Below are 21312 nucleotides of genomic sequence, written 5' to 3'. Positions count from 1 at the left end.
TCGGAAATATATCTTCTATTCATAAAGTATTCAACCGTTTGAATAAAGACGTTTTCCCACTTTTCATCCCAGGAGACTCCATGCGACGTTGTTCGGTGCGGTCCGTTGTTTCGTTTGCAGCTGTGGCCAGCCCGCTGCTTTGCGTATCACTTGTGGCCCAGTCGGGCCGCGGTGGCGTCAGCGGCAGCATCACAGACGTCTCCGGCGCAGCAATTCCGGGTACGACTGTGGAATTGCGCGAGGTGAAGACCGGGCTGGTTCAGAAAACGACCACTTCCGGGGCGGGTGTTTACACCTTCGTCTCCGTCACGCCCGGCGTCTACGAGCTGTCCGCGGCGCATGACGGATTCAGCACGACCGTACAGAAGAACATTCGTGTCTCTGTGGATCAGACCACCGCGCTGAACGTGAAGCTTCCCGCGGGTGGCGCCAGTGATGTCGTGACAGTGGACGCGTCTGCATCGACGGTGGACGCTTCGAGCGCAACGGTGGGGCAGTTGATCTCCGCGGAGGCAATTGATCGTGTGCCGCTGCTCACCCGCAACGTCTATCAGCTGGTGCAGTTGAGCGCCGGCGTCTCGCCTGCGAACGGAACGGCAAATTCGTCAGATCTTCAGAGCATTAACAATGCGCGCACGGGCATTGACGTCGCCTCGTACACCATCAATGGATCGTTGCAGGGCAACGTCTACTTCATGCTGGATGGTAGTCCCATTGGCGTTGCCGAGAACAATGCAGCAACGATCATGCCGGCGTTCCAGGTGCCGGAAGATAGCGTAGCGGAGTTCCGTGTGGAGACGCAGAATACGCCCGCCAGTTATGCCAGCGGCGGCGGTGGCGTCATCAGTCTTGTGACAAAGTCTGGTGGCAACTCCTTCCATGGGGACGCGTTCGGCTACTTCCGTCCCAATGCCGTGGCAGCAAACGACTTCTTCTTCAAGCGCAACAACCCCGGTGCGCCGACGTCCGACTTCCATCGTTACCAGGAGGGTGGCGCCATCGGTGGTCCGATCAAGAAGGACAAGCTTTTCTTCTTTGCTGATTACGAAGCAACACAGCAGGCGTCGCTTGAGGTTGGCAGCTATACGGTTCCTACTGCTGCGGAGCGCACCGGCGATTTTTCTGCGGACAGCTTCACCATCTACAACCCGCTGGTAGCTGACGATCCGGTCACGGGACTGCGTCAGCCTTTCGTCAACAATCAAATTGCTGCAAGCAACATCGATCCCGTCGCGAAATACTTCTCCACCAAGCTGCCGTTGCCCAACGCTACAGGCATTGGACCCTTCCACACTAATAACTTCACTACGTCCGGCCTGGCGCCGCTGCACGCGCAGAAGGCAGATCTGCGCATTGATTACGCACCGACTGCAAAGCAGAGGATCTTCGGCCGCTACTCCTACGGCAATACCACGCAGGGAAACTCAAACCTATACGGCAGCAGCAACATGTTCAACCCGCTGTTCTACGTAAATGACACGACGACGAACAACGCATTGCTGGGGGACGACATCACGTTGTCTCCTACTTCACTGCTGCAGCTTCGTTACTCCTTCACGCGCCACAACGAACACCAGACGGGCGATCCGCGGCAGAGCACGTTTGACATCACGACCGCAGGCTTTCCGCAGTCACTTGCGAGCGAGGTGTCTTACAAGCAGATCCCTGTCATTACGTTCTCTGACACTGCTCCTGTTGGTGGGACAGGGAACTACGATAATTTCCTCTTTGTGAGTGAGAACAGCGATTTCAGTGCGTCCATTACGAAGCTTCTAGGCCGACATGAACTAAGCGCCGGCTTCGAATATCAGAAGAAGTTCATGAACATCGGACAGCCTGCATTTCCGGCAGGTGCGTACTCCTTTGATAAGACGGCAACAAGCTCCACAACATTTGCCGGTGATGGCAACGACTTCGCCAGCTTCCTGATTGGCATGGGATCCATTCCGGGTGGTGAGGGCAGTAACTTCACCAAGGATCTCTTCGCTGCCATGGCAAGTCCCTACTACGCGGCATTCTTCCAGGACACGTTCCACATCACGAAGCACTTTACGGCGACCCTCGGCGCACGCTGGGAGATTTTCGGTGGCCGCACCGAGCGCCACAATCGCATGGAGTACTTCGATCCGACGCTTTCGTACACGGTGAACGGTGTCAGTCTCGTTGGCGGTGAGCGCTTCGTGGATAAGAATCGCCGCTCTCCGTTTGAGACTGACTGGAAGAACGTCGGTCCGCGCGGCAGCTTCGCGTGGGAGGCGCATCCTGGTACGGTTGTTCGCGGTGGTGGCGGTATCTACTACGGTCCCAGCACAACAATGGTTGCGAACAGCTCCCTCAACAGCGATGGCTTTACCTCTGCCACAACATGGAATGCTACGCAGTACAACAGCGATGGCAATACGGTCATGGTCAATCCGCTGAGCAATCCCTTCCCGAACGGTATTGTGAGGCCCCAGGGAGCGGCACTTGGTGCAGCAACGAATATCGGCGTTGGATTGAGCACTGTGATCAGTAATCCACGCACCCTCACGACTTACAACTTCAACTTCGGCATCGAACAGCAATTGCCCGGACGCACGGTCTTCACGCTCGCTTACGTTGGCAGCCGCGGTCTGTTCCTTCCGCTTGGCTCTGTCGACTTTAATCAGTTGCCCATCGCAACCATCGCGCAGTACGGCACTGCACTGTGCGTCGATGGAAGTGCCGGTTGCCAGACTGTTCCGAATACTCTGGGCCCGGTGTTACCCGCAACGAACCCCTACTATGGTTCGCCGGATGTCCCGCTTTGGCTCTCATTGCTGAAGTATCCGCAGTTCAACAATGGATCGTTCGGCAGCGGCGTTACCGTGAATGGTTATCCCGGCGGCGACTCGAGCTTCAACTCCCTGCAAACGAAGCTTGAGAAGCGTCTGAGCAACGGCTTCACGACGATCACGAGCTTCACATGGGGCAAGATCATGACGAATGACAGCCAGTCGCCGCTCGGCTTCGTGGGCTATCACTCCGCCGGCCCGCAGGACTGGCGTGACCTTCGGCTCGAGCGCTCTGTTGCCTCGCAGGACGTCAAGCTGCAGTTCAACACACAGCTCTCCTATGACCTGCCGATCGGCAAGGGTAAGCTGGTCCAGTTGCATGGAGTCGCTGACTCCCTCGCAGGTGGGTGGACTCTGAACGGCATTGTGTATCTCAGCAGTGGCGTCCCAATCGCATCCCCTACTGGTACCGGCAACCCGTACTTCAACCAGCGTGTGAACCTGGTGTGCGACGCGAATCGCGGGGCAACTCACACTGCGGAACAGTGGTTTAGTCCGTCTTGCTTTTCACAACCTTCCACGCAGTTCGCCGCCGGTACCGCGCCGGCGTATCTCTCCAACGTCCGCACGGATGGCGCGCACAATCTGGATGCTTCCATCTACAAGACCTTTACGTTACCGCATGAGAACACAATCCGCCTTGAGGTGGCTGGCTACAACGTAACGAACACGGTTCAGTATGCGTATCCGAACGTCTTCTGGAATCCGGATGCTGTTAACGATCCGACTGTGCTGGCTGGTTTTGGCCAAGTGACCAGCGCGGCGAATACGCCAAGGCAGTTCCAGTTCGGAGCGCGTTTCAACTTCTGAGGCGGAGAGTACAGGCCCATCATGAACAAGCGGTAGCCGATGTATATGGACTACCGCTTTTGCGGTTACGGTGTGGCGTTCTGGCTGTGGAGCCTTTCGTGCGCGAGTTCGTGCACAAGGGCTAAACTCTCCAGCCGGTTACTGACCGGGCCGTTTTGGACGAGTCGATGTGTTTAGGAGTTCTGGATGGAACTGCTGCAGCCAATCTTCAACGGTATGGCGCAAATCCTGTGCTGTTGCGAGAATCTGTTCGAGGTCTTGATTCGAGATGGAACCCGCAGAGTCATAGCTCGCGCTATTACGCTTTTTCGAGAACACCACAAGTTTGCGGCGCAGCTGGCTGTCTGCGTTCACTGTGAACTCAAGCGTCTCGAGAATGCGCGTGTGATGACCTGACTGTGTTGCCGCCCGGTATCCGCTTGCGCGCAAGGCTGTATTCGCAAGCGCCAGGATTGCGTTAAATGTGGTGTAGAACCGGAGATCGTCCGAGATCTCTTCTACGGCCGCATCGCCCATAGAGCGTGACACGATACCAAGTTGATCCGCGATCTCTTGGGGGCTCGTGGCTTCACGTCGCAGCCACGCATTCTCAACGTATCTCTCTAAAGTCATTTTCACTCCCGATCAAAAAGACTAGCGACGCACTCTGAAGAGCCTTGAGAAAGTGATTGCCAGTGTGGATCCTTGTTCGAACTTCCTGCCGAGCAAAAACCGTTGGATTGACCGGTCGGCCCAACTTCTTTTCTACGGATGTGAGGGAGTGAAGCAGGTCATCCAGGGTCACTTCTCCTATAACCATTAGATCGATGTCGCTTTCAGCTTTCTCTTCGCCGCGAGCAAAAGAACCGTAAACAAACGCGAACTCGATCTCCTGAGCAAACGGAGCTATTGACTCCGACAGTATGGAAAACACTCCCGTCGTCTTTGCGAGCAAAGAATGAAGTTCTGGAAAGATTGGGTGTCTTGAATTGGCTTGGTAAAGGACTTGATTCTCCCGACTACTGCGGACGATTAGCCCAGCGGACGCGAGGGTAAGCAGTTCACGTTGGACCGTTCCTGCGCTGCCGTGAATATGTCTAGCAAGCTGCCGGGCAAAGAAATGCGTGTCCGGCTTGGAGTAAAGAGTAGCGAGAAGCCTGCTCCTCGTTTTTCCGAACAACAAATCCCCGAGTGCTGAAGCTTCCGTACTCATTATGAGAACGATTGTACTCATTTGGAGTACCGCGAGCCAAGTCTTTGTAGCGGGGATGGAAGAGACGCCGAGGTATCGTAATAGGGTATACCCAAGTGTGACGTAACAATAGCGCCAGAAAAGCGTCTCATACGGATCGGTTTCCGCATTCTGATACGCCCCCCGCGGCAAGTCCTAGACCCTAGTGATACGTCAAACAGCATCGCTTCCCCATGTCGGCTCCAGCTTTCGCTGAGTTCGCCTGCGGCCGGCGCCACAAGCCCTTCACGCTTCTGCGGATAGGCTAGAGGTCTATGAGCGCCATCAGCGGTAAGAAGGTCGCCATTGTGGGCGGAGGGCCAGGAGGCCTTACGCTAGCCCGGCTGCTCCAGGAAGGCGGAGCGAGCGTGTCGGTGTACGAACGTGACCAGAGCCGGAGTGCGCGGGTGCAGGGCAGCGCGTTGGACCTCCACGAAGACTCTGGTCTGGCCGCATTGGAGGCGGCCGGCCTGATGGATGCGTTCTGGGCCAACCACCGTCCGGACCTGGATCGCCTTCGCCTGACCAACGAGAAGGGAACCGTTCTCCACGATCATCCCCGCCAGTTGTCCGGCGCAGGACAGCGCCCTGAGATCGAACGTGGACCGCTGCGGGATCTTCTGCTGGATTCACTCCGGCCTGGCACGGTGCAATGGGACTGCAAGCTGAAGTCTGCAGCGTTGGACGGAGAGCAGGTGCTCCTCCATTTTGGGAACGGCGAGACCGCTGTTGCCGATATCGCGATCGGTAGCGACGGCGCGAACTCCCGCCTGCGTGAGCTGGTCACGCCGATTCGACCGGAGTACGTTGGCGTGGCACTCGTAGAGGGGCTGGTTCCTGCGGCGCAGCAGACCATACCGGAACTGTGGGAACTCCTCGGGGGATCGGCTTTGATCGCTCTCGGATACGAGAGAACCATCGGCATGGGGACTAAGCCGGACGGCAGTGTGCTGCTGTATGCAGGATTGAAGACGCACGACACATCCGTGAGACGGAGCCTTGAGGAAGCCAGCGGGGGAGAGCAGCGTGTTGCGTGGTTCCGTGCCAACTTCGAAGGTTGGAGCGAGATCTGGGAACCGCTTTTCCGGGAAGCCGTGTCGACGGTCTGGCGGCCGCTCCTGGTCTGTCCGGCAGATCAGCACTGGACGCCAAGGCCCAACGTCACTCTCATCGGGGATGCCGCACACGTCATGCCACCCTACGCAGGGGAAGGCGTCAACATGGCGATGCTGGATGCCCTGGTGCTGTCGAAGCTGCTGCTCGCCGACGAGACTCCCGCCGCCGCGATCGCTGCGTATGAGGCGGAGATGTTTGCGCGCATGAGGCAGATGTCGGCTGACACGATGGTGAACACCGAGATGTTCTATGCACCGGATGCCTGCGACCGGGTTGTGGCTTTGTTTCGCAGCTTCGGGAGCACCGAGTCGATGCCACCGCTTTCGGAAGCTTGATTCGAAACGGTATGTTTTAGAGAGCACTGATGGTGGGCTCGTTTGCGAGGAGAGCGCCGCTGAGTCGCTGCAGAAGCACACGTTGCTCTTCGCGGATGAGCGACCGCGCATCCGCTAAGCTGAACCAACCGCCGCGATTCACTTCTGGGATGGTGATCTCCTGTCCGGAGCGAGGTGGCCAGACAACGCTGCAGGTGTTGCTTACCAGGTCAGCAGGATCACAGTCCCCTTCGAAGGCCCACACAAAAGTCGTCTTGCCGCTCTTCTGTCGTACAGACCGAAGGCTGAGGAAAGGCGGTGCAGCAAGGAATCTGGTCTCTTCCTGGAACTCGCGCTGTGCAGCGGTCAGCAGACCCTCCCCGTCCTCGACTTGTCCTTTCGGCACGGTCCATGCACCTCGATCCTTGTGCTCCCAGTAGGGACCACCGGGATGGACCAGGAAGACTTCGAGTTCTCCGTTGCGATGCCGGAACATCAGCAAACCCGCGCTTGTGGTTCTCGACATGGCAGCTTGGATGCCGTCTGCTACTGGTCAGCGACCGAGTGGCAGCTGACCAGACCTCATTGTCCGGCCAATGCACCGCAGGTATGAATCCGCTCCTCTTCTCCTCGACAGCAACGGAAAGTGAAAGAAGTCACGAGATCGCGCTTAGGCGAATAGACGGCGAAGTAGAATCAATTCACTGCATTTTGGGGCCGCAGCACAGGGCTCAGAGATAGGTGGTTATGGGGATTCCGAACACATGGCGGAAGAGCCCGCCGGGCAAATCGTGCAACATCCAGAGGAGTACGAAGCTGGATACGCAGCACGCCACGAGAACCAGAGCTTCAGCCTCACGGCAACTCGAAGCTGGCAAAGCGGCTGGACGGATGCTGATCGTGAACTCAAGAAGCCCTTGGGCCGCGACAGCATCCAGCAAGAGCCATTGCCGTTCTTCGGGACAGGGAGCCAGGCCCGCAGGGAAGGCCTACCCTTCGACACGTCTCGCACGGAGGAGTGGAAGATCGCATGGATCGAAGCTGACATCGCTCTCGGTCTTGAAGACGTGATGCGAGCCGAAGTGTTCCGGTAGAAGCGTCTGTGGTGCTTGACGCTTCTCCGGCCTGGGATAGGGAGAGGTCATGAAGACATCTACACAAGGAGTTCTGCACTGCCGCTGCGGACGAGATGAGATCCTCGCGATTGGGCTGTGCGCAACCTGCTACACCCTGCGCCGTCAGGATGAGGAGTACTTTGGTGGCCTGCGTGAGGCAGTGTTAGAGCGTGATCAGTACCGCTGCCGCGTGTGCGACGCTCCAAGGCGCAACAAGCGTTCCATCATCGTGCATCATCGCGTACCCGGAGGGTCCGTACTGCACCTCATGCTCTCGCTCTGCCCTGGTTGTCACGCGAAGGTGCACCGCACCATGGCGGTTCTGTCCGCTATGCCTCCGTTGCTGCTGAAGCTGTGGAGAGAACAACACCCGGTCGGGCATGAGCAACAAGTCTTAAATTTTCAGCAGGAACACATACGACCCCAGCATATGTCGATGTTCTGACCGCCGCCGCGAACACCGTGCCCGCCGTATCGACAGTCGGTCCACCTGGGAAACTGGGCAAACCGTTCATGATAAGTGCTCGCTCGCGCAACATGATGACCGGGCAGCGTTCATGACACCGCAAGACCTACAGCTATGTCGGCTGCGCGACACTCGGGTGTATGCTCTAACTCATCATTTGACAGGGGGAGTTTTCGGAGGCTCTCCCGCCTTTTGCTCAACCACACCACACACTGCAAGAACCCTCCAGGTCTATTAGCACCGACATCCTGTTCGAGGACGCCTTCAATGGTCGCGGCATCTGCAGGGACAGGAGCCAGTGTGAACTGCTCGAAAGCCCCTTGCCGTAGATGCCGGCATGGGCTTTTCTTGATGGTGCAGCTAACGAGGACTCGTCCGTCGACTGTGCCTCTCTAGTGGCGAACAAGGACATTTCCCAAAACGGCGCTTTCGGCAAGTCTAACGGTTCTGTAAAAGGCGACAAATGCGATTCGGAGAATTCGATTTTTATCCAGAACGCGGTGAGCTGCTTTACAAGGGAGCCCGAGTTCGTCTTCAATCACAGCCTTTAAAGGTACTGGATTTGCTGTTGAGGGCACCAGGAGAACTAGTCAGCCGGGATCTTATACGGACTACCCTGTGGGGCGGCACATACACGGACCACGAGCATGGGATCAACACGGCGATCCGGAAGCTTCGGGAGAGCATTGAGAGAAAAGGCCGGAATGCGGTTTCCATCCAAACCGTTTCCGGCAAGGGCTATCGGCTCTTGTTACCTCTTGCGGATCGAGCGTCCTGGAGCGCACCGGGGATCTTGGAGCTTCAACTCGTTCCCGGCTACCTCGACGAAAAGATAAGACAGAGGCTGCACGGATTATTAGGAGAGATAGCGGGCGCGCTGTCCCAGACCACAAAATACCGGGCCCACGTCCAGGCAGGAGCCCCGACAGGGGAGTTGCTGCTGAAGATCGCCGCACAGCAGTGGAACGAGGAGATCCTCCTGACAGCCCAGCTGACAGAGGTCGAGAACGATGAGCCGCTGTGGTCAGACACCTACCGATTCGATCTCCTACAGAGCCTTGCAGTTCAGCTCAGACTCGTACGGGACATTGTCACTGCGTTGACGGCTCTGCCTAAGCGGCGGAGTCCAGCAGAACGGTCGGACTGCATGGCTCGAACGCTTGCCGAACCTTCCATCCTCGATCCTGTCGGCTACGAAGCTTATCTTGACGGCCGGTTTCTTTTCGCACAGCGCAGCCCACGATCGCTCTCCGCTGCGCGAACACGTTTCGAAGTTGCATGCGAGCTGAACCCAGATTTCGCGTTCGCGCATGCGAGTCTGTCGCGCACCTGCAGATTCCTTACCATTTTTGAAACGGGAGAGCCAGGTCATCTTTGGCGATTAGCGGAGCATCACGCTTGCCGGGCGGTTGAACTAGATCCTCGAATATCGGAAGCGCAGTCTAGTCTCGCCTGCGTACAGGCGCGTTATCAGTGGCGCTGGCTCGACGGCTGTGCCGCTTACGAAGAGGCACTCCGTCTGAACCCGAGTGATCCGGAAACCTACTGCGATTACGGTGTCGCGCTGCTTGCCATGGGCGAGTTCAACGAGGGGGCGCGTTGCTTGGAACGGGTCCTGGCGCTTGATCCGCGGTACGCCGTCGGCCGTGCCACTGTTGCACTAGGTAGATTAATGCAAGGCAGACGGAGCGAAGCGGTTGCGATGCTCGAGGGGATGACGGAAGCAATGCCCGACTTTCTCACGCCCTGGATCTATCTGGGTATAGACCAGCTCAATACGGAGCACTGGGCAAAAGCGGAAGTGAGTTTCCTGCAAGCACTAAGACTCGCTCCCGACAATCCGACCTTCGTAAGCCTGCTTTCGCAGGCCTATGCGGGCCAAAACAGGATGGAAGACGCGGTGCGAGCCGTAGGCAAGCTTAGTGTGATCGGCAGGGATCGGTACGTGTCCCCCACTGCCCGTGCGGTTGCAGCCATGGCTGTCCGAGATGATGATGCTGCGCTGCTTGCGGTCGAGTGCGTCGTCAATGAGCGTGACGCAAACTTCGCGCTATACCGACGGATGCGAGTGCTCGATCCCATTCGCGAACATCCTGTGTTCATAGCGACTTTGCAAGCGATGGACCTCCAAAAGCTCTGATCAGATGAGCCGGTTGAAGGGGTTCGGTTCGTCACCCTCCAGATCGTCAAGGCGGGTCGCATGAGAACTGTGTGCTTCTAGCTTTTTGAATTCGGCTAACTTATTCATTCTTGGATACTTGCCTGTTCAGATTAGTTCACCTCTGAGCTAGCGCAACTCCCTGTAGCCTTGCTCTGCCTCTCTCCCATATCAAATTCTTGTGTCTACAGGTGCTATGTTGCCGACAGTGTCATCGATGCCTCGCATCGTCAGAAGTGCGGGTGCCGCCATCAGCGCCCTTGTTTCCCACGGCAGTTCTTCCATGTCGCTCCCATTAGGTGCTTTACTGCTCGCCCTCGCCGGCTGTGGAGGAACAGGCCCGGGGACTGCTACGCCAGTGTCGCCAATCGCACCGCAACCACCCGCTGTACAAGGGCAGGTAGTCATCGCCGCCCCAGGCGACGGCACGAAGGTGACCGCCCTACCGCTGATCCTGCGTGTCACACTTTCAGCAGGCGCCACCACAACGAACACAGCCATTTCTATCAACGGCCACGACGTTACCGCGAAACTTGCCGCGACTGTTACGGGCGGGATTTACGAAGGCCTAGTGGCGTCTGAGGACGTCTATGTAGGAGTAAATCGGATCAAAGCTGTAACCGGGGCGGTGACTGCCCGCTCAACCTTCAATTACGATCCCTTCGTCGCAGATTTCAAGAGTCCCGAAGTAGTGACGGCAAACTCAATCGGACAACCGGTCTCGGACGTGGTGGGCATCCAGACACGAGTTAAACAGAACGGCACTTTTCAGATTTACATTGGTAAGAAGGCATACGGCGTCCAGGATAGCAATCACAACAGCACAGACCTAAACGGATTCCAAGTGCTGCTCCTCCGTAGGACTGACCTAAGCTTGGTCTCGAACACCTTCTACCAGATTGACGGGACGCTCGACCAGACGACACAGTTTGCGAATGACATCGATCCATCCACAGCGAAGTTCACAGCCGAATCAAAATGCGGGTTGGAGGGCTGTGTCCTGATCATCCAAAGCCTGCAGGCCTGGAACGGCAAACATAAATGTGATTTCAATACCGCTGGACCTTCAGATTCAACATGCGGTTCTCTTCAAGAGGCGCTCCTCCACATCGGGGGTACCAACACGCTTTTGTTGAATCAAATCAATCCGGCCGACGTGGGCTATTCTTTTGTAGGAAACGTAGGATCGAGCGTTCTCAAGCCAGGTTTGAATTACGAGCGGGTTGCCTGCGCTTCTTTAGTTGACGGCTGCATCTCCAATTATTACGTGCCAAGTACCGCGATCCCGAATTTCGCGGACGGTATCGGTCCAACCCTTCGCGGAACCGGATATGTTGGAGCAAAGACCATTCCAGCTTCAGGTGATTTACCCGCCCTACCTGTACAGGAGGCCGGCATCCGAGGGGAGTTCATCCTCGACAACCATGATAACTACACGTTTACGTATGCGGATCCCCCAGTTCGCTTCGCGATGGGTTTGACAACTTACGCTGACGGCAGCATTTCTAAGCAGCGAAGCACCGTAGAATTAAGCGTCTCTGCTAAAAGCCCAAGTCCGTTCCCCGATGGGACATCGAGTGTTTCCGTAGGCTCGGCAACGCTGGTTGAAAATACGAACAACCGCGCAGTGAGCGGTGGTTTTCATCTAGTTGCGTTTGATGCAACCACCTTTAGGAATTTGTTGAACGGTACTTATTCCACGGACCCAGGTCTCTGTCAGTCCAACAAATGCACGTCTACTGATGGTGGAACCATCAGTCCCTTGGCGCAACTGACCTCGGATATCTACTCGCTGAACTCTAGACGGGCTATATTCTTCCTCCAGAGTGTTGGTAGCTTGCGCCATGAGTGCGATCAGAACTATGTGAAGACTCCGACAGGTCATTGCCAGTCAGGAGACTTAACAAAAGGGAGTTTCCCCTTTCAAGACACTTGGGATAAAGCCGCTCAGGCCGTTCAAGACATCGGCGGGGACTATGCTCTCTTCGATTCATTGTCACACCCGTCCTACAGATACAATGCTTTTGACGCAACGATTTCCCAGCAGAAAGTTGTAGCTGATGGTGGCCTGGAAGATGACTATCATCTTGTCGGTCAATGGTGGATGTCTGGCAACAACACAGCCAATCCGCTTGGTGTGGAGGAGAGCAGTCACATCAATCGAGAGACGATTGCCGGTGGTGGTCCTTCACGCATGTCAGGTCTCCTTAAAAAGGAGAACGATGGTTATTATCGCGCATCCATGGAAACGCAGTATGGGAACTTCTTCCCTAACTCGTCACTCACATTCCTTGCAGCGCCACTAACGCCTTCCGTGGAGTGGCCGCTCACTGGTACATCCGGGACTTCAGGGCAGACAGCAGCCTACCGATTTATTAGTCAGCAACTTCTGCTCTGCCAGCAAAGCTGCAGCGACCTGCGTTTGGCATATAGCAATCTGAACCAGAATCCTGCGATTTGGTTCGCTCGTCTGCAAGCAATGCGGGGCCCAACGGACTGCACGGCTGATTCCTGCACCCAGGGCTTCACAGCGGATGATTTTACGGCTGCCAAACAGCAGATTCTCTTGGAGCTGCAGTACCTCGGCAATCTGCGCGAGTATCAGACCAATCTCCTCAACTTGCTACAAGCACAGGAGTCGAATCAGTCCTTAATTCTGCAGCAAGAGGCCGACGCGATTCTGGGCAGTACACAGGGACCAATCGCAACGAAAACAGTGGCTGCAAACAACTGGAGAACCTGGGCGGGTGACGCGTTGAAAACCATGGGGCCCGTGTTGCAACTCGGGGCGCTGAGTCTCGGCGCGACAACGGATGTTGTAGTGCCAGGAGCCCTGATTCCTGCTGCCGGTGTGGCCGCAGCGCTCGGCGTAGCCACGCTGGATCTGTCAGCTTCGAGCACAACAAAGCCTGATGGAGTTCCGATAGCTCAGCAGGACAAAGACCTCATCGCAGTGAGCCATCTTGCCGGCAATCTGGCTGATCAATACACGCAAATTCTTGGCACGGTCGGCCATAACTTCAAGAGGATTACCGCGGACTGGGGAAGATTAAGTGCGCTCGGTTCATCCCTGGCGAACAACAGCCAACCGTGGGACTCCACGGCAAACCAAAATCTACTGACCGCATTTGACCGTACCGCGCGTCGACAATTCGTTCAGACGCTGCTTCCAGCCGCATTCTCGATAACTCACCATACCTACAGCTCTCCAGGTATCAATCCGAACTATGGCGGGATCTTCACTCCAAGCGACAGTACATGCGGCATGGCGGGATGGATTGCGGATAGACAGAGCAACCGCAACAACTCTGCGAACCAGCCATCGGGCACCTACATGTTCACGTTTATACCGGGCGCCCCGATCGACGGCATTGGAACCCCTTCCAATACCATCAATAAATGGCCCTTTGATAACTGGTGGGATGTTTGGATGCTCACCCCCGGAAAGGGAGCGAGTGGCTGTACTCCAGATGGTATAGCCAACAGCTTCTTCGAGGACACAGGCCTCTTCATACCGGTGAGTGCCGACAACAGTAACTCTCTCGGTCTCTACAAGCCCTTCGTCTTCCAACGCTTCCCAAATGTAATCGAGAGTAGGGACGGCCAGAACGCTCGAGATGCATATGAGAAGGCATTCGAAGGAGCCAGTTATGATAGCTCGGACTATCCCTTCTTAATTCCTGACGGTGCTTTCCCGAATGACCCAAGCAACTATTAAACTTGTGCCATGCGCTTTGCAAGGATCCTTGAGATTGCTAATGGTCTTCCGCGAAACCCGCCCTTTTGGGGTGGGTTTCGCTGCGTGATAGTTGAGTCTGTTGGCTCATCCAGCGAGGACGTCGGTGTTGGAGATCATGCCCCATCAGTCAACATACAGGTCGTTGTTGCTGGAGCCACGGACGACTTTCATGTTGTCATCACGATGTGCGACGTCGCGACGCCTCGCTGCAGAACGCGCTCGGTCTCTCAATCCATTTCGGACACTCATAACATTCCGGACCTGCTCCAGAAGGGATGCAGTCAATGACAAAGATTCTCACTGCGATTAAAGTCGTTTTGCTGATTGCAGCCGTGTCCCTGCTTGCTTTCACCGCAAAAATACGACGGGAACAGAGAGTAGATGTCTTTCGGGTTCGCAATCTTCAAATCGTCGCTTCGTAGGGGAAGGAAAGCGCATCATTTGGCGTCGTAAATAACGACACGCGACCGAGTGTGTCTCTGTTCGATTCGGAGGGAAGGCAGTCGCAACTCTTAATACGAATGACCGGGGGAGCCTACCCTCTCCTTCACCGGCAAGGATCCGCGGCAGAATGTCTCTGTGGGTTACCTCTGGTGAAGCGACTCAACGGAGCCCAAGGGATAGGAAGATCCATTAGGCAGTTGGGGTCTTCGTATCAGATCCCCTGGATCGAATACGAAGACCTTTGATTCGTTCGACTTGAAGTCCTATCCAGTGGGAAAGAAACGATCAAACCGGTGGAGGTTCTTCCGCAATATCAAGTCCACTGAAGAGACGTTTTAACGCAATACGACCGATGGAACTCCTCACTTCGCACAGCCAACGCCCATGCTGGGAGACAGGGTGGAAGATTCCTACCACCTGGGCTGTAGCGTCAGTATTCGTTGTCGTAGATTTTGTGCAGATATTTGTCGTTGGACGGGTGCGTGGGTGCGTCCTATGATTGCACCTCATCGAATCCCAAGTTCCCTCACGACAAAGGGTTGGGCGATTCTTGATCGATTGCCCCGGCATAGAGAGGTGAGGTTTCCGCAAACCCGACTTCTCGGGAAGCCCACCGTTCGGCTACGCTCAGACACGGTCCATCCCTATGCTGAACTAGAAGGAACGCCGTCGAGCTTGCGATCAGTGATCTTGTACAGAATGCTGATTTGGTTGAACAGACGCCTCGGGCATACATCGTCGGCTACGTCTGCGAAGGCCTAGTCAAGGCACGGAAACAGGTTTCGACTCAACTTGAAGCGTAGTTTCCGCAAACCCGACCTTCAAGGAGGCACTGCTCCGATCAGCCCACAAACGAGTGGGCCACCGCTGCTTGGCATGAGTTACGGAACGCAGTCCGTTCGAAACAAGCCAAACGAATCTTCAGGTTTGCGCCGATAAGATGCGATCAACTTCGGCACCCGTCCCCGGGGGTCAACCGCAGGAAAGGTGCCGAAGCGACCGCACACCTCTTTTAATACGCAAAATTGATCGACCGGAGTAGGCGCAGTACGGTACGGTACTCCCCGGTGATGCCCTCCGCCTCAGCACGTCTAGAATGAAATCTGCCTCAAGTTCGGCCAAATGCAATGAGTGAAACAAGCGAGACCGAAAAGACCCCCTTTACTCTGACTGAACGTGCTCGCATCGAAAGCGAAGTTGCGCAGATTCTTTCGCATGCCTCGTTCCGCAACAGCGCGAGATGCAGCAAGCTCTTGCGATTCTTAGTAGATGGAGCCGTCCGGGATGAGCCGTCGAGTTTAAAGGAGCGGTTGATCGGTCACCAGCTCTTCGGACGTGCGACAGATTACGACACCGGTTCAGATCCAGTTGTACGCAACACTGCGTCTGAGGTTCGTAAACGACTCGCTCAGTACTATCAGGCAGCAAATGAATCGTCAGGCGTAAGAATCGGATTGAACCCCGGATCGTACGTGCCTGAGATCAATTTAGACACGCCAGAAGCCACAGCAGAAGCTGCGCCCCAAACCGACGTCGCGAGATCGCTGCCCATTTCCCTGGGCGTCTGGGCAAAATCACCGCGACCGCTCCACCGCTTGCGGTGGCAGCAGCTTCTTGTAGAAGTCGCTTTTGCTGGCGCCCTAATCGCTTTAGTACTCACCGGCTGGCGCAGTTTCCGAGCGAGGAATGCTGTTCGCGCATTCTGGGGGCCGGTGTTCCAGTCAAACCAAGACACAGTCATCTGCATTGGTTATATGCGTCGCCGGTTGGAGACACCGAGCAGCGCCACGGACATGCCTACCGTCGCGGTGCCCGATGCTGCATCGTACGCAGCCATCTCTGCGTTACTGGACACGCATGGCATGCATTCGCGGTTGATCGCGGCAAACCTGGCGACCTACCCAGATCTGATGGGTCGGAACGCTGTCCTACTGGGCGCATTTAACAATCCATGGACGTTACGCCTCTCCTCCGCGCTGCGCTACAAAGTAGGCAGAAGCGACGAAGGATCTAACCACCGCGGAGCTTGGATCGAAGACAGTGTTTCTAAAGACCACAAACGCTGGACAATTCCGTGGGTCGCTGAGTACAAAGACTGGACCGTCGACTATGCGATTGCGGGGCGTGTCCACAACCCAGCAACCGGCGAGTTGACTTATTTTGCAGCCGGTGCCGGAAAGTACGCGACAGAAGCAGCGGGTACCTTCCTGACGCAAGAGCGTTATCTGCGAATGCTGCCTCTTGCTGTTAACGACCCCAAAATCAACGTAGAAGTGGTTCTGAAAGTAGACGTGGTAAACGCAACCGCAGGGCCACCGCAACTCATGGCCGTGAGCACCTGGTAGACCCCCGAGGACTCCGGGTCCGATTGCCAAAAGGAACTTATATAGACGAGCCAAGTTTCTGGTCAGTAATTTCACTCTTCCCGCAAAACGGCGTTGCCGGCAACTCCTCCTGCGGACTGTTTCCGGAAGCCGACTTTGAAGGAACGGCGGCGCTCATGTGCCGCTAACGGCGTTTCTCGTTACGGATGAATGGCCGGTCCCGCCCCGCAGGCAAGCTAGTTTCTGTAGGCCGATCAACTATTCGGCGCGCAGTGTGATCGCCGGGTCGACGCGTGTTGCTGCATGAGCGGGGATGAGAATTGCAACAAGTGCCACCGACGAGAGAAGTAGGGGGATGAGGATGTACGTCAACGGGTCATAGATGCTGACCTGGAACAGCATCGTTTTAAGCACGTGCGAGGTCACCAACGCAATGCCGAGCCCCACCGCCGATCCCACGAGCACCATGCGTAGTCCGTCATTTGCAATGAGACGCAGGATATTAGACTGTGTTGCGCCGAGAGCCATGCGCAGCCCGATCTCCTGTGCTCGCTGCGCCGTCATGTACGCGATGAGGCCATAAAGGCCCACGATTGAAAGCACCAAGCCCGTCAGCGCAAAAAATCCGAGCAGCGTTGCTTCAAAGCGTGGCCGGTCTGCCAGTCGCCTAAGGGATGCGTTCAGAGGCTCCATTCTTAGCGGAATAGTGCGATCGATCGCAGAAACCTCGGATCGGACCCACGGTTGAAGCATGGCCGTCGGCATTGCGCTATCCACGATCAGCATCAAATGGTCTCCGCTCCAGTCGCCGGATACGCTTCGCCGCAGGGTGTACATCTCAGGATTACTCTCTTCAGTAAGTCCACTGTTTTTCACGTTATCTGCCACACCGATGACTACAGCGCCAGCACCGCTGACAGCAGTATCCAGGAATCGCTTTCCCACGGGATCCTCACCCGGAAATAGGCGCTCGGCCAATGACCGGCTAAGGATCACTTCACGCTGCTGTTGGGTGCGATCCTGATCTGCAAAATTGCGCCCGCGGAATATCTGAATGTTTAGTGCGCGAAAGTAGTCGGGCGTCACGAATCGGCCCACGACAGTTCCGCCTGTTCCTGCAGGGGTCGGTGGCTTGCCCTCCACATGCAAATCGGAGAATCGAAACCCGTCTTGCCACCCTCCGGGTGGAGTCGAGTCGGTGACGGCCACCGCGCGGGTACCGGGTAGCCTTCGCAGCGATGATTCGAGACGAAGATATAAGTCCATGACCTTTTGATTTGTGTTGTAGCGCAACTGGGGAACTGTAACCTCTACGGTCAATGCTCTATCCGTTCGCATCCCGAGATTCTGCTCCTCGATCTTCATGAAGCTGCGGATCAATAGCGCCGCACCGGACAGCAGGACGATGCTGACGGCGATCTGCGTCGTGACCAGAACACGCCTCGAAAAAGCATGATGGCGCGACATGGATGTCTTCGCGTTCAGCGCGGCCAGTTTTGGCTTCTGTAGCGCAGTAGCAATGCCGACGATCACTGCGCAGAGGCACGATATCAGGGCGGCAAACACTCCGATACGGAGATCGAGATGAGCTTTACTGATGAACGGAATGCCGGCCGGGGCAAGGTGGACGAACACGAGTACGAGCGCCTGCGCAACGGCCAGTCCCGCTAGGCCTCCCGCCGATGAGAGCACAAGTGTCTCCGTCAACGCCTGGCGAGTGAGCCTCCCCCGGCTCGCGCCAATCGCAGAACGAACTGCGAGTTCGCGCTGACGCCCGGCCCCCCGCGCCATCATCAATCCCGATACGTTCGCGCATGCGATGAGCAAGACAGCAAGGACAAAGCAAAAGAGAACCCACGCAACCAGTCGCGATTCCTGCATCTGACGATCTCGAAGCGTTCGAATGCTGAGCCGAGTTTCGCTCTTAGCGCTAGGAGGGAACCACTTGAGATCGCCGTTGAAGAGAGGCTGCATCTGCGCGAACGCCTGCGCTACGCTGACGCCGGGTTTGAGGCGCGCAAACAGCCGCATAGATTCTCCGAAGCCGCCATTCACCGTCTGCTGGACCGCGGGATTGAGGGCAAGTGGAAATACGACATCTGCAGCTTCTAGAGTGGGAAACTCGAAGTCCTTGGGCAGAACGCCCACAATTCGGACAGGATTGCCATCTACATCAATCATTCGGTTCAGGATGTGCGGGTCGGCGTCATAATGTCCTCTCCATAACCCGTAAGAAACCATCATCACCCGAGGTCCGTTTGCCCGATCCTCCTCGGGCAGAAAATTGCGTCCAAGAGCCGGGGAGATCCCGAATAAAGGAAGAAAGGTCGATTGGAATGAAATGCAGCTTCGCTGTGTTGGCTCATTCTCGATGAGGTCGCAATGATGGACGCCTGTGCTCTGCGCCGCGAGGGCCGAGAAAGGGGTCTGATACGTCTGCCACTCCTCATAGAAGCGACCCATCACAAACTCCTGCCGTTCCAGCGGATGCACGAACCCTAGCGACACAATTCGACTCGGTTCCGCGTAGGGCAAAGGCCTAAACAAGATGAGATCGACAACACTGAAGACCGCAGTCGTCGAGCCGATACCAAGTGCGAGGGTGATCAGGACACTGATCGTAAAGAGCGGATTGCGGCCAAATCCGCGAAATGCATAACGAACGTCCTGGATTACCGTTCCGATCCACCACCCGGGACGCTGCCGCTCGCATTGTTCCCGCGTAAGCTCGATCCCGCCGAACTCAATTAGCGCTTGGCGGCGAGCTTCGACCGGTTCCAGTCCATCCTCAATTTTGCTTTTAATCGCCTCGTTGAGATGAAACTCGATCTCGTCATCGAATTCGCGATGCCTCTTACGAAGAATCAGAAAGCGCAGCCGCGTCAGGAGTTCCGAGATCATGAGGACGTCTCCGTGACTCGGCCAAGGACAGACGCGATTGCTAACGACAGTCGATCCCAGGTTGCCAGCTCCGTCACAAGCTGCGTCTTGCCGGTCTGGGTCAGCCGGTAATATTTCGCCCGCCGATTATTCTCCGTGGTATGCCACTCCGATTCAATCCATCCCTTGTACTCGAGCCGATGGAGCGCTGGATAAAGCGAACCCTGCCCGATCTGCAAGACGTCTTTCGAGAGTTGTTGGATACGCTGCGCCATGCCCCATCCATGCATTGGCTCAAGCGCTAGGGTCTGAAGAATCAATAGATCCAATGTTCCCTGCAACAGGTCTATTGATGGCGGCATCTGCTTCCCCTCGGCATTCGACAATAGATTTACGCTTGCTCCTGTCGAGTGTCAAGGGGAATAGAGCCGCCAGCTTTCTATCTGAGGAGCCTGGCTCCGGGCCATTGCCATGGCGTTGCCGAGCAGCACGAGAAGCAGTGCGTATCTTGAAAAGATAGAAGTGTGGTTCATGGCCGCTGGCCACGCAATAGTTGATTGAGTCAGGCGCTCTGAACAGAGTCCGTGTTTACTGATGGGGTGCGATTGCGACCGATAATGCTCCGCGGATAGGGCCAGTCGTACCGGCATTGACGAGTGTGCCATCTGGAGCGACTGTGTAGACTGCAACGGCACCGTTCTGGTTGGTCACGTAGACGAACTTGCCAGCAGGGTCGAACGTGATGCGAAAAGGCACAGGTGCCCCCGCCATTGAGAGGCTTCCATCCGGAGCGTTCTGAGTTCTATTCAGTGTTAACGCACCCGTGTTGTGGTTGATGGAATACATCGACACACTATTGCTGGCTCGGTTCACAACGTAGGCGAATCGGCTGTTCGGATCAATCGCTACTGAGGTGACTCCTGAGCCTGCAACGACAAGGGGCACACCAGGAGCTACGATTGGCGACAGCATTCCTGTTGCGGAGTTGATGCTGTATTCCCAAGCAGCTCTTGTAGATTTGCCATCTGATTCATTGTTCAAAACGTAGAGGAATCTTCCATCTGGCGTGACCTTAGCGTCGAACAGGTACCCGTCGGCCGGCAACGAAGCGGGTGACGTGGGAATAAGCATGCCAGTCGATTGATCAATGGTGAACATGGATACCGCAGCGCCGGTCGTCACGGAGGCGGGGGCATACAGAAAACGCCCTTTAGGGTCGATGGCGAGACTTGCCACGACAGAAGCTGACTGGCCGGGAAGAATTGTTGATATGGAAAATGGCCTGGTTGGTGTGAGCACGCCCGTCAACTGATCAATCGTGAACATGGAGATCGACCTACCGCGAGTGTTTGCGGTATATGCAAATCGTCCAAGGGGGTCAATGACCATTTCTTGTGGGTACCATCCCGTCGGTACAGAAGCTGGCGACGTGGGCTTGAGTACCCCGGTGGTGGGGCTGATGGTGTACATAGATATTGTCGATTGGCTCTCCTGGTCGGGTGCTGGGTTCGCTACGTAGGCGAATCTTCCTTTCGGATCAGTAGCCACTATTTCCGAATCGGTCTCCGGGTCTGTAATCCCTATGGAGATCGAAGCAGGCATGGTGGGCGTGAAAAGCCCCGTACAGGAGTTGACGCTAAACATCGACACGTTGTGTCCATCCAAGACGTAACCAAATTCAGGCGTGGTCGAAGGAAAGCATGCGGTAGTCATCGCAGGGAGCGATGGGATGGCCGCTCGCAAGCGAATTGGATTGGCTCTACACCCGCTTATTGACAGAACCGCCAAACCAAACACAGCAGGGTAAAAGCGAAGAATGTTCCCACCAAGATCGATCATCTGTGTAGGAGTGTAAAGGTACTGCTCCAGCAGTTTCTTGTCGTAGCTTCGGGCTCTCGTCGTCGCGAATGCGCATCGCTGAAA

At 56.1% G+C, this 21312-nt stretch carries 13 protein-coding genes and 1 pseudogene; 8 read left to right on the top strand and 6 right to left on the bottom strand.

Annotated elements, in window-relative coordinates; translation table 11 throughout:
- The first annotated feature begins 80 nt into the window (after nt 1-80).
- Complete coding sequence (locus tag TERRO_RS14960; protein ID WP_014786533.1) at nt 81-3623, top strand: TonB-dependent receptor; 3543 nt, start codon at nt 81-83, stop codon at nt 3621-3623.
- A gap of 138 nt (nt 3624-3761) precedes the next feature.
- On the opposite strand, the gene TERRO_RS14955 is transcribed toward TERRO_RS14960, so the two are convergent.
- Nucleotides 3762-4139: a hypothetical protein gene (locus tag TERRO_RS14955; RefSeq protein ID WP_041592625.1), complete on the bottom strand. Its 378-nt coding sequence runs from the start codon at nt 4137-4139 to the stop codon at nt 3762-3764.
- Between the two features lie 73 nt (nt 4140-4212).
- Nucleotides 4213-4815 (bottom strand): nucleotidyltransferase domain-containing protein, encoded by a 603-nt coding sequence (locus TERRO_RS14950; RefSeq protein ID WP_041593354.1) that lies wholly within the window; start codon nt 4813-4815, stop codon nt 4213-4215.
- Nucleotides 4816-5108: 293 nt separating this feature from the next.
- Here TERRO_RS14950 and TERRO_RS14945 point away from each other — a divergent pair, with 293 nt between their 5' ends.
- Nucleotides 5109-6284 carry an FAD-dependent oxidoreductase gene (locus TERRO_RS14945; RefSeq protein WP_014786530.1) on the top strand — a complete coding sequence of 392 codons (1176 nt, stop codon included), beginning with the start codon at nt 5109-5111 and terminating at the stop codon, nt 6282-6284.
- 16 nt (nt 6285-6300) lie between these two features.
- Here the strand turns inward: TERRO_RS14945 and TERRO_RS14940 are convergent, their stop codons facing one another.
- On the bottom strand, nt 6301-6789 hold the full coding sequence (locus TERRO_RS14940; protein WP_014786529.1) for an NUDIX hydrolase: 489 nt from the start codon (nt 6787-6789) through the stop codon (nt 6301-6303).
- 238 nt (nt 6790-7027) lie between these two features.
- Between TERRO_RS14940 and TERRO_RS14935 the strand changes: the two genes are divergently transcribed.
- The 6 genes and pseudogenes from TERRO_RS14935 (at nt 7028) to TERRO_RS14915 (ending at nt 16530) form a co-directional block, all read left to right on the top strand.
- Nucleotides 7028-7357, top strand: coding sequence for a hypothetical protein (locus tag TERRO_RS14935; protein WP_014786528.1), 330 nt, complete (start codon nt 7028-7030; stop codon nt 7355-7357).
- A gap of 49 nt (nt 7358-7406) precedes the next feature.
- Nucleotides 7407-7823, top strand: coding sequence for an HNH endonuclease (locus tag TERRO_RS22755; protein ID WP_014786527.1), 417 nt, complete (start codon nt 7407-7409; stop codon nt 7821-7823).
- Nucleotides 7824-8307: 484 nt separating this feature from the next.
- A pseudogene (locus TERRO_RS23965) lies at nt 8308-8580 on the top strand (winged helix-turn-helix domain-containing protein); the annotation flags it as partial.
- Nucleotides 8581-8637: 57 nt separating this feature from the next.
- On the top strand, nt 8638-9984 hold the full coding sequence (locus TERRO_RS14925) for a tetratricopeptide repeat protein (RefSeq protein WP_245536109.1): 1347 nt from the start codon (nt 8638-8640) through the stop codon (nt 9982-9984).
- Between the two features lie 376 nt (nt 9985-10360).
- A complete protein-coding gene (locus tag TERRO_RS14920) occupies nt 10361-13720 on the top strand; it encodes a hypothetical protein (RefSeq protein WP_041592622.1) in 3360 nt (1119 codons plus the stop codon).
- 1592 nt (nt 13721-15312) lie between these two features.
- Complete coding sequence (locus tag TERRO_RS14915; protein WP_014786523.1) at nt 15313-16530, top strand: hypothetical protein; 1218 nt, start codon at nt 15313-15315, stop codon at nt 16528-16530.
- Nucleotides 16531-16767: 237 nt separating this feature from the next.
- On the opposite strand, the gene TERRO_RS14910 is transcribed toward TERRO_RS14915, so the two are convergent.
- From TERRO_RS14910 to TERRO_RS22750, 3 genes are all read right to left on the bottom strand, one after another.
- Entirely contained in the window at nt 16768-19410 is a 2643-nt protein-coding gene (locus TERRO_RS14910) for an ABC transporter permease (protein ID WP_014786522.1), read from the bottom strand.
- Entirely contained in the window at nt 19407-19751 is a 345-nt protein-coding gene (locus TERRO_RS14905) for a PadR family transcriptional regulator (protein ID WP_014786521.1), read from the bottom strand. Before TERRO_RS14905 ends, TERRO_RS14910 begins: the two co-directional genes overlap by 4 nt.
- A 226-nt stretch (nt 19752-19977) precedes the next feature.
- Nucleotides 19978-21228: a lactonase family protein gene (locus tag TERRO_RS22750; RefSeq protein WP_081490649.1), complete on the bottom strand. Its 1251-nt coding sequence runs from the start codon at nt 21226-21228 to the stop codon at nt 19978-19980.
- Between the last annotated feature and the right edge of the window lie 84 nt (nt 21229-21312).

Source organism: Terriglobus roseus DSM 18391, assembly GCF_000265425.1.
In the GTDB taxonomy this organism is placed as follows: Bacteria; Acidobacteriota; Terriglobia; order Terriglobales; family Acidobacteriaceae; genus Terriglobus; species Terriglobus roseus.
This window is presented reverse-complemented; position numbering and strand designations above follow the sequence as displayed.

Excerpts from the sequence above, each read along its gene's own strand:
- TERRO_RS14905 (WP_014786521.1), bottom strand. The coding sequence starts at position 19,751 with ATGCCGCCATCAATAGACCTGTTGCAGGGAACATTGGATCTATTGATT.
- TERRO_RS14910 (WP_014786522.1), bottom strand. The coding sequence starts at position 19,410 with ATGATCTCGGAACTCCTGACGCGGCTGCGCTTTCTGATTCTTCGTAAG.
- TERRO_RS14915 (WP_014786523.1), top strand. The coding sequence starts at position 15,313 with ATGAGTGAAACAAGCGAGACCGAAAAGACCCCCTTTACTCTGACTGAA.
- TERRO_RS14935 (WP_014786528.1), top strand. The coding sequence starts at position 7,028 with ATGGCGGAAGAGCCCGCCGGGCAAATCGTGCAACATCCAGAGGAGTAC.
- TERRO_RS14955 (WP_041592625.1), bottom strand. The coding sequence starts at position 4,139 with ATGGGCGATGCGGCCGTAGAAGAGATCTCGGACGATCTCCGGTTCTAC.
- TERRO_RS22755 (WP_014786527.1), top strand. The coding sequence starts at position 7,407 with ATGAAGACATCTACACAAGGAGTTCTGCACTGCCGCTGCGGACGAGAT.
- TERRO_RS14945 (WP_014786530.1), top strand. The coding sequence starts at position 5,109 with ATGAGCGCCATCAGCGGTAAGAAGGTCGCCATTGTGGGCGGAGGGCCA.
- TERRO_RS14950 (WP_041593354.1), bottom strand. The coding sequence starts at position 4,815 with ATGAGTACGGAAGCTTCAGCACTCGGGGATTTGTTGTTCGGAAAAACG.
- TERRO_RS14960 (WP_014786533.1), top strand. The coding sequence starts at position 81 with ATGCGACGTTGTTCGGTGCGGTCCGTTGTTTCGTTTGCAGCTGTGGCC.
- TERRO_RS14940 (WP_014786529.1), bottom strand. The coding sequence starts at position 6,789 with ATGTCGAGAACCACAAGCGCGGGTTTGCTGATGTTCCGGCATCGCAAC.
- TERRO_RS22750 (WP_081490649.1), bottom strand. The coding sequence starts at position 21,228 with ATGATCGATCTTGGTGGGAACATTCTTCGCTTTTACCCTGCTGTGTTT.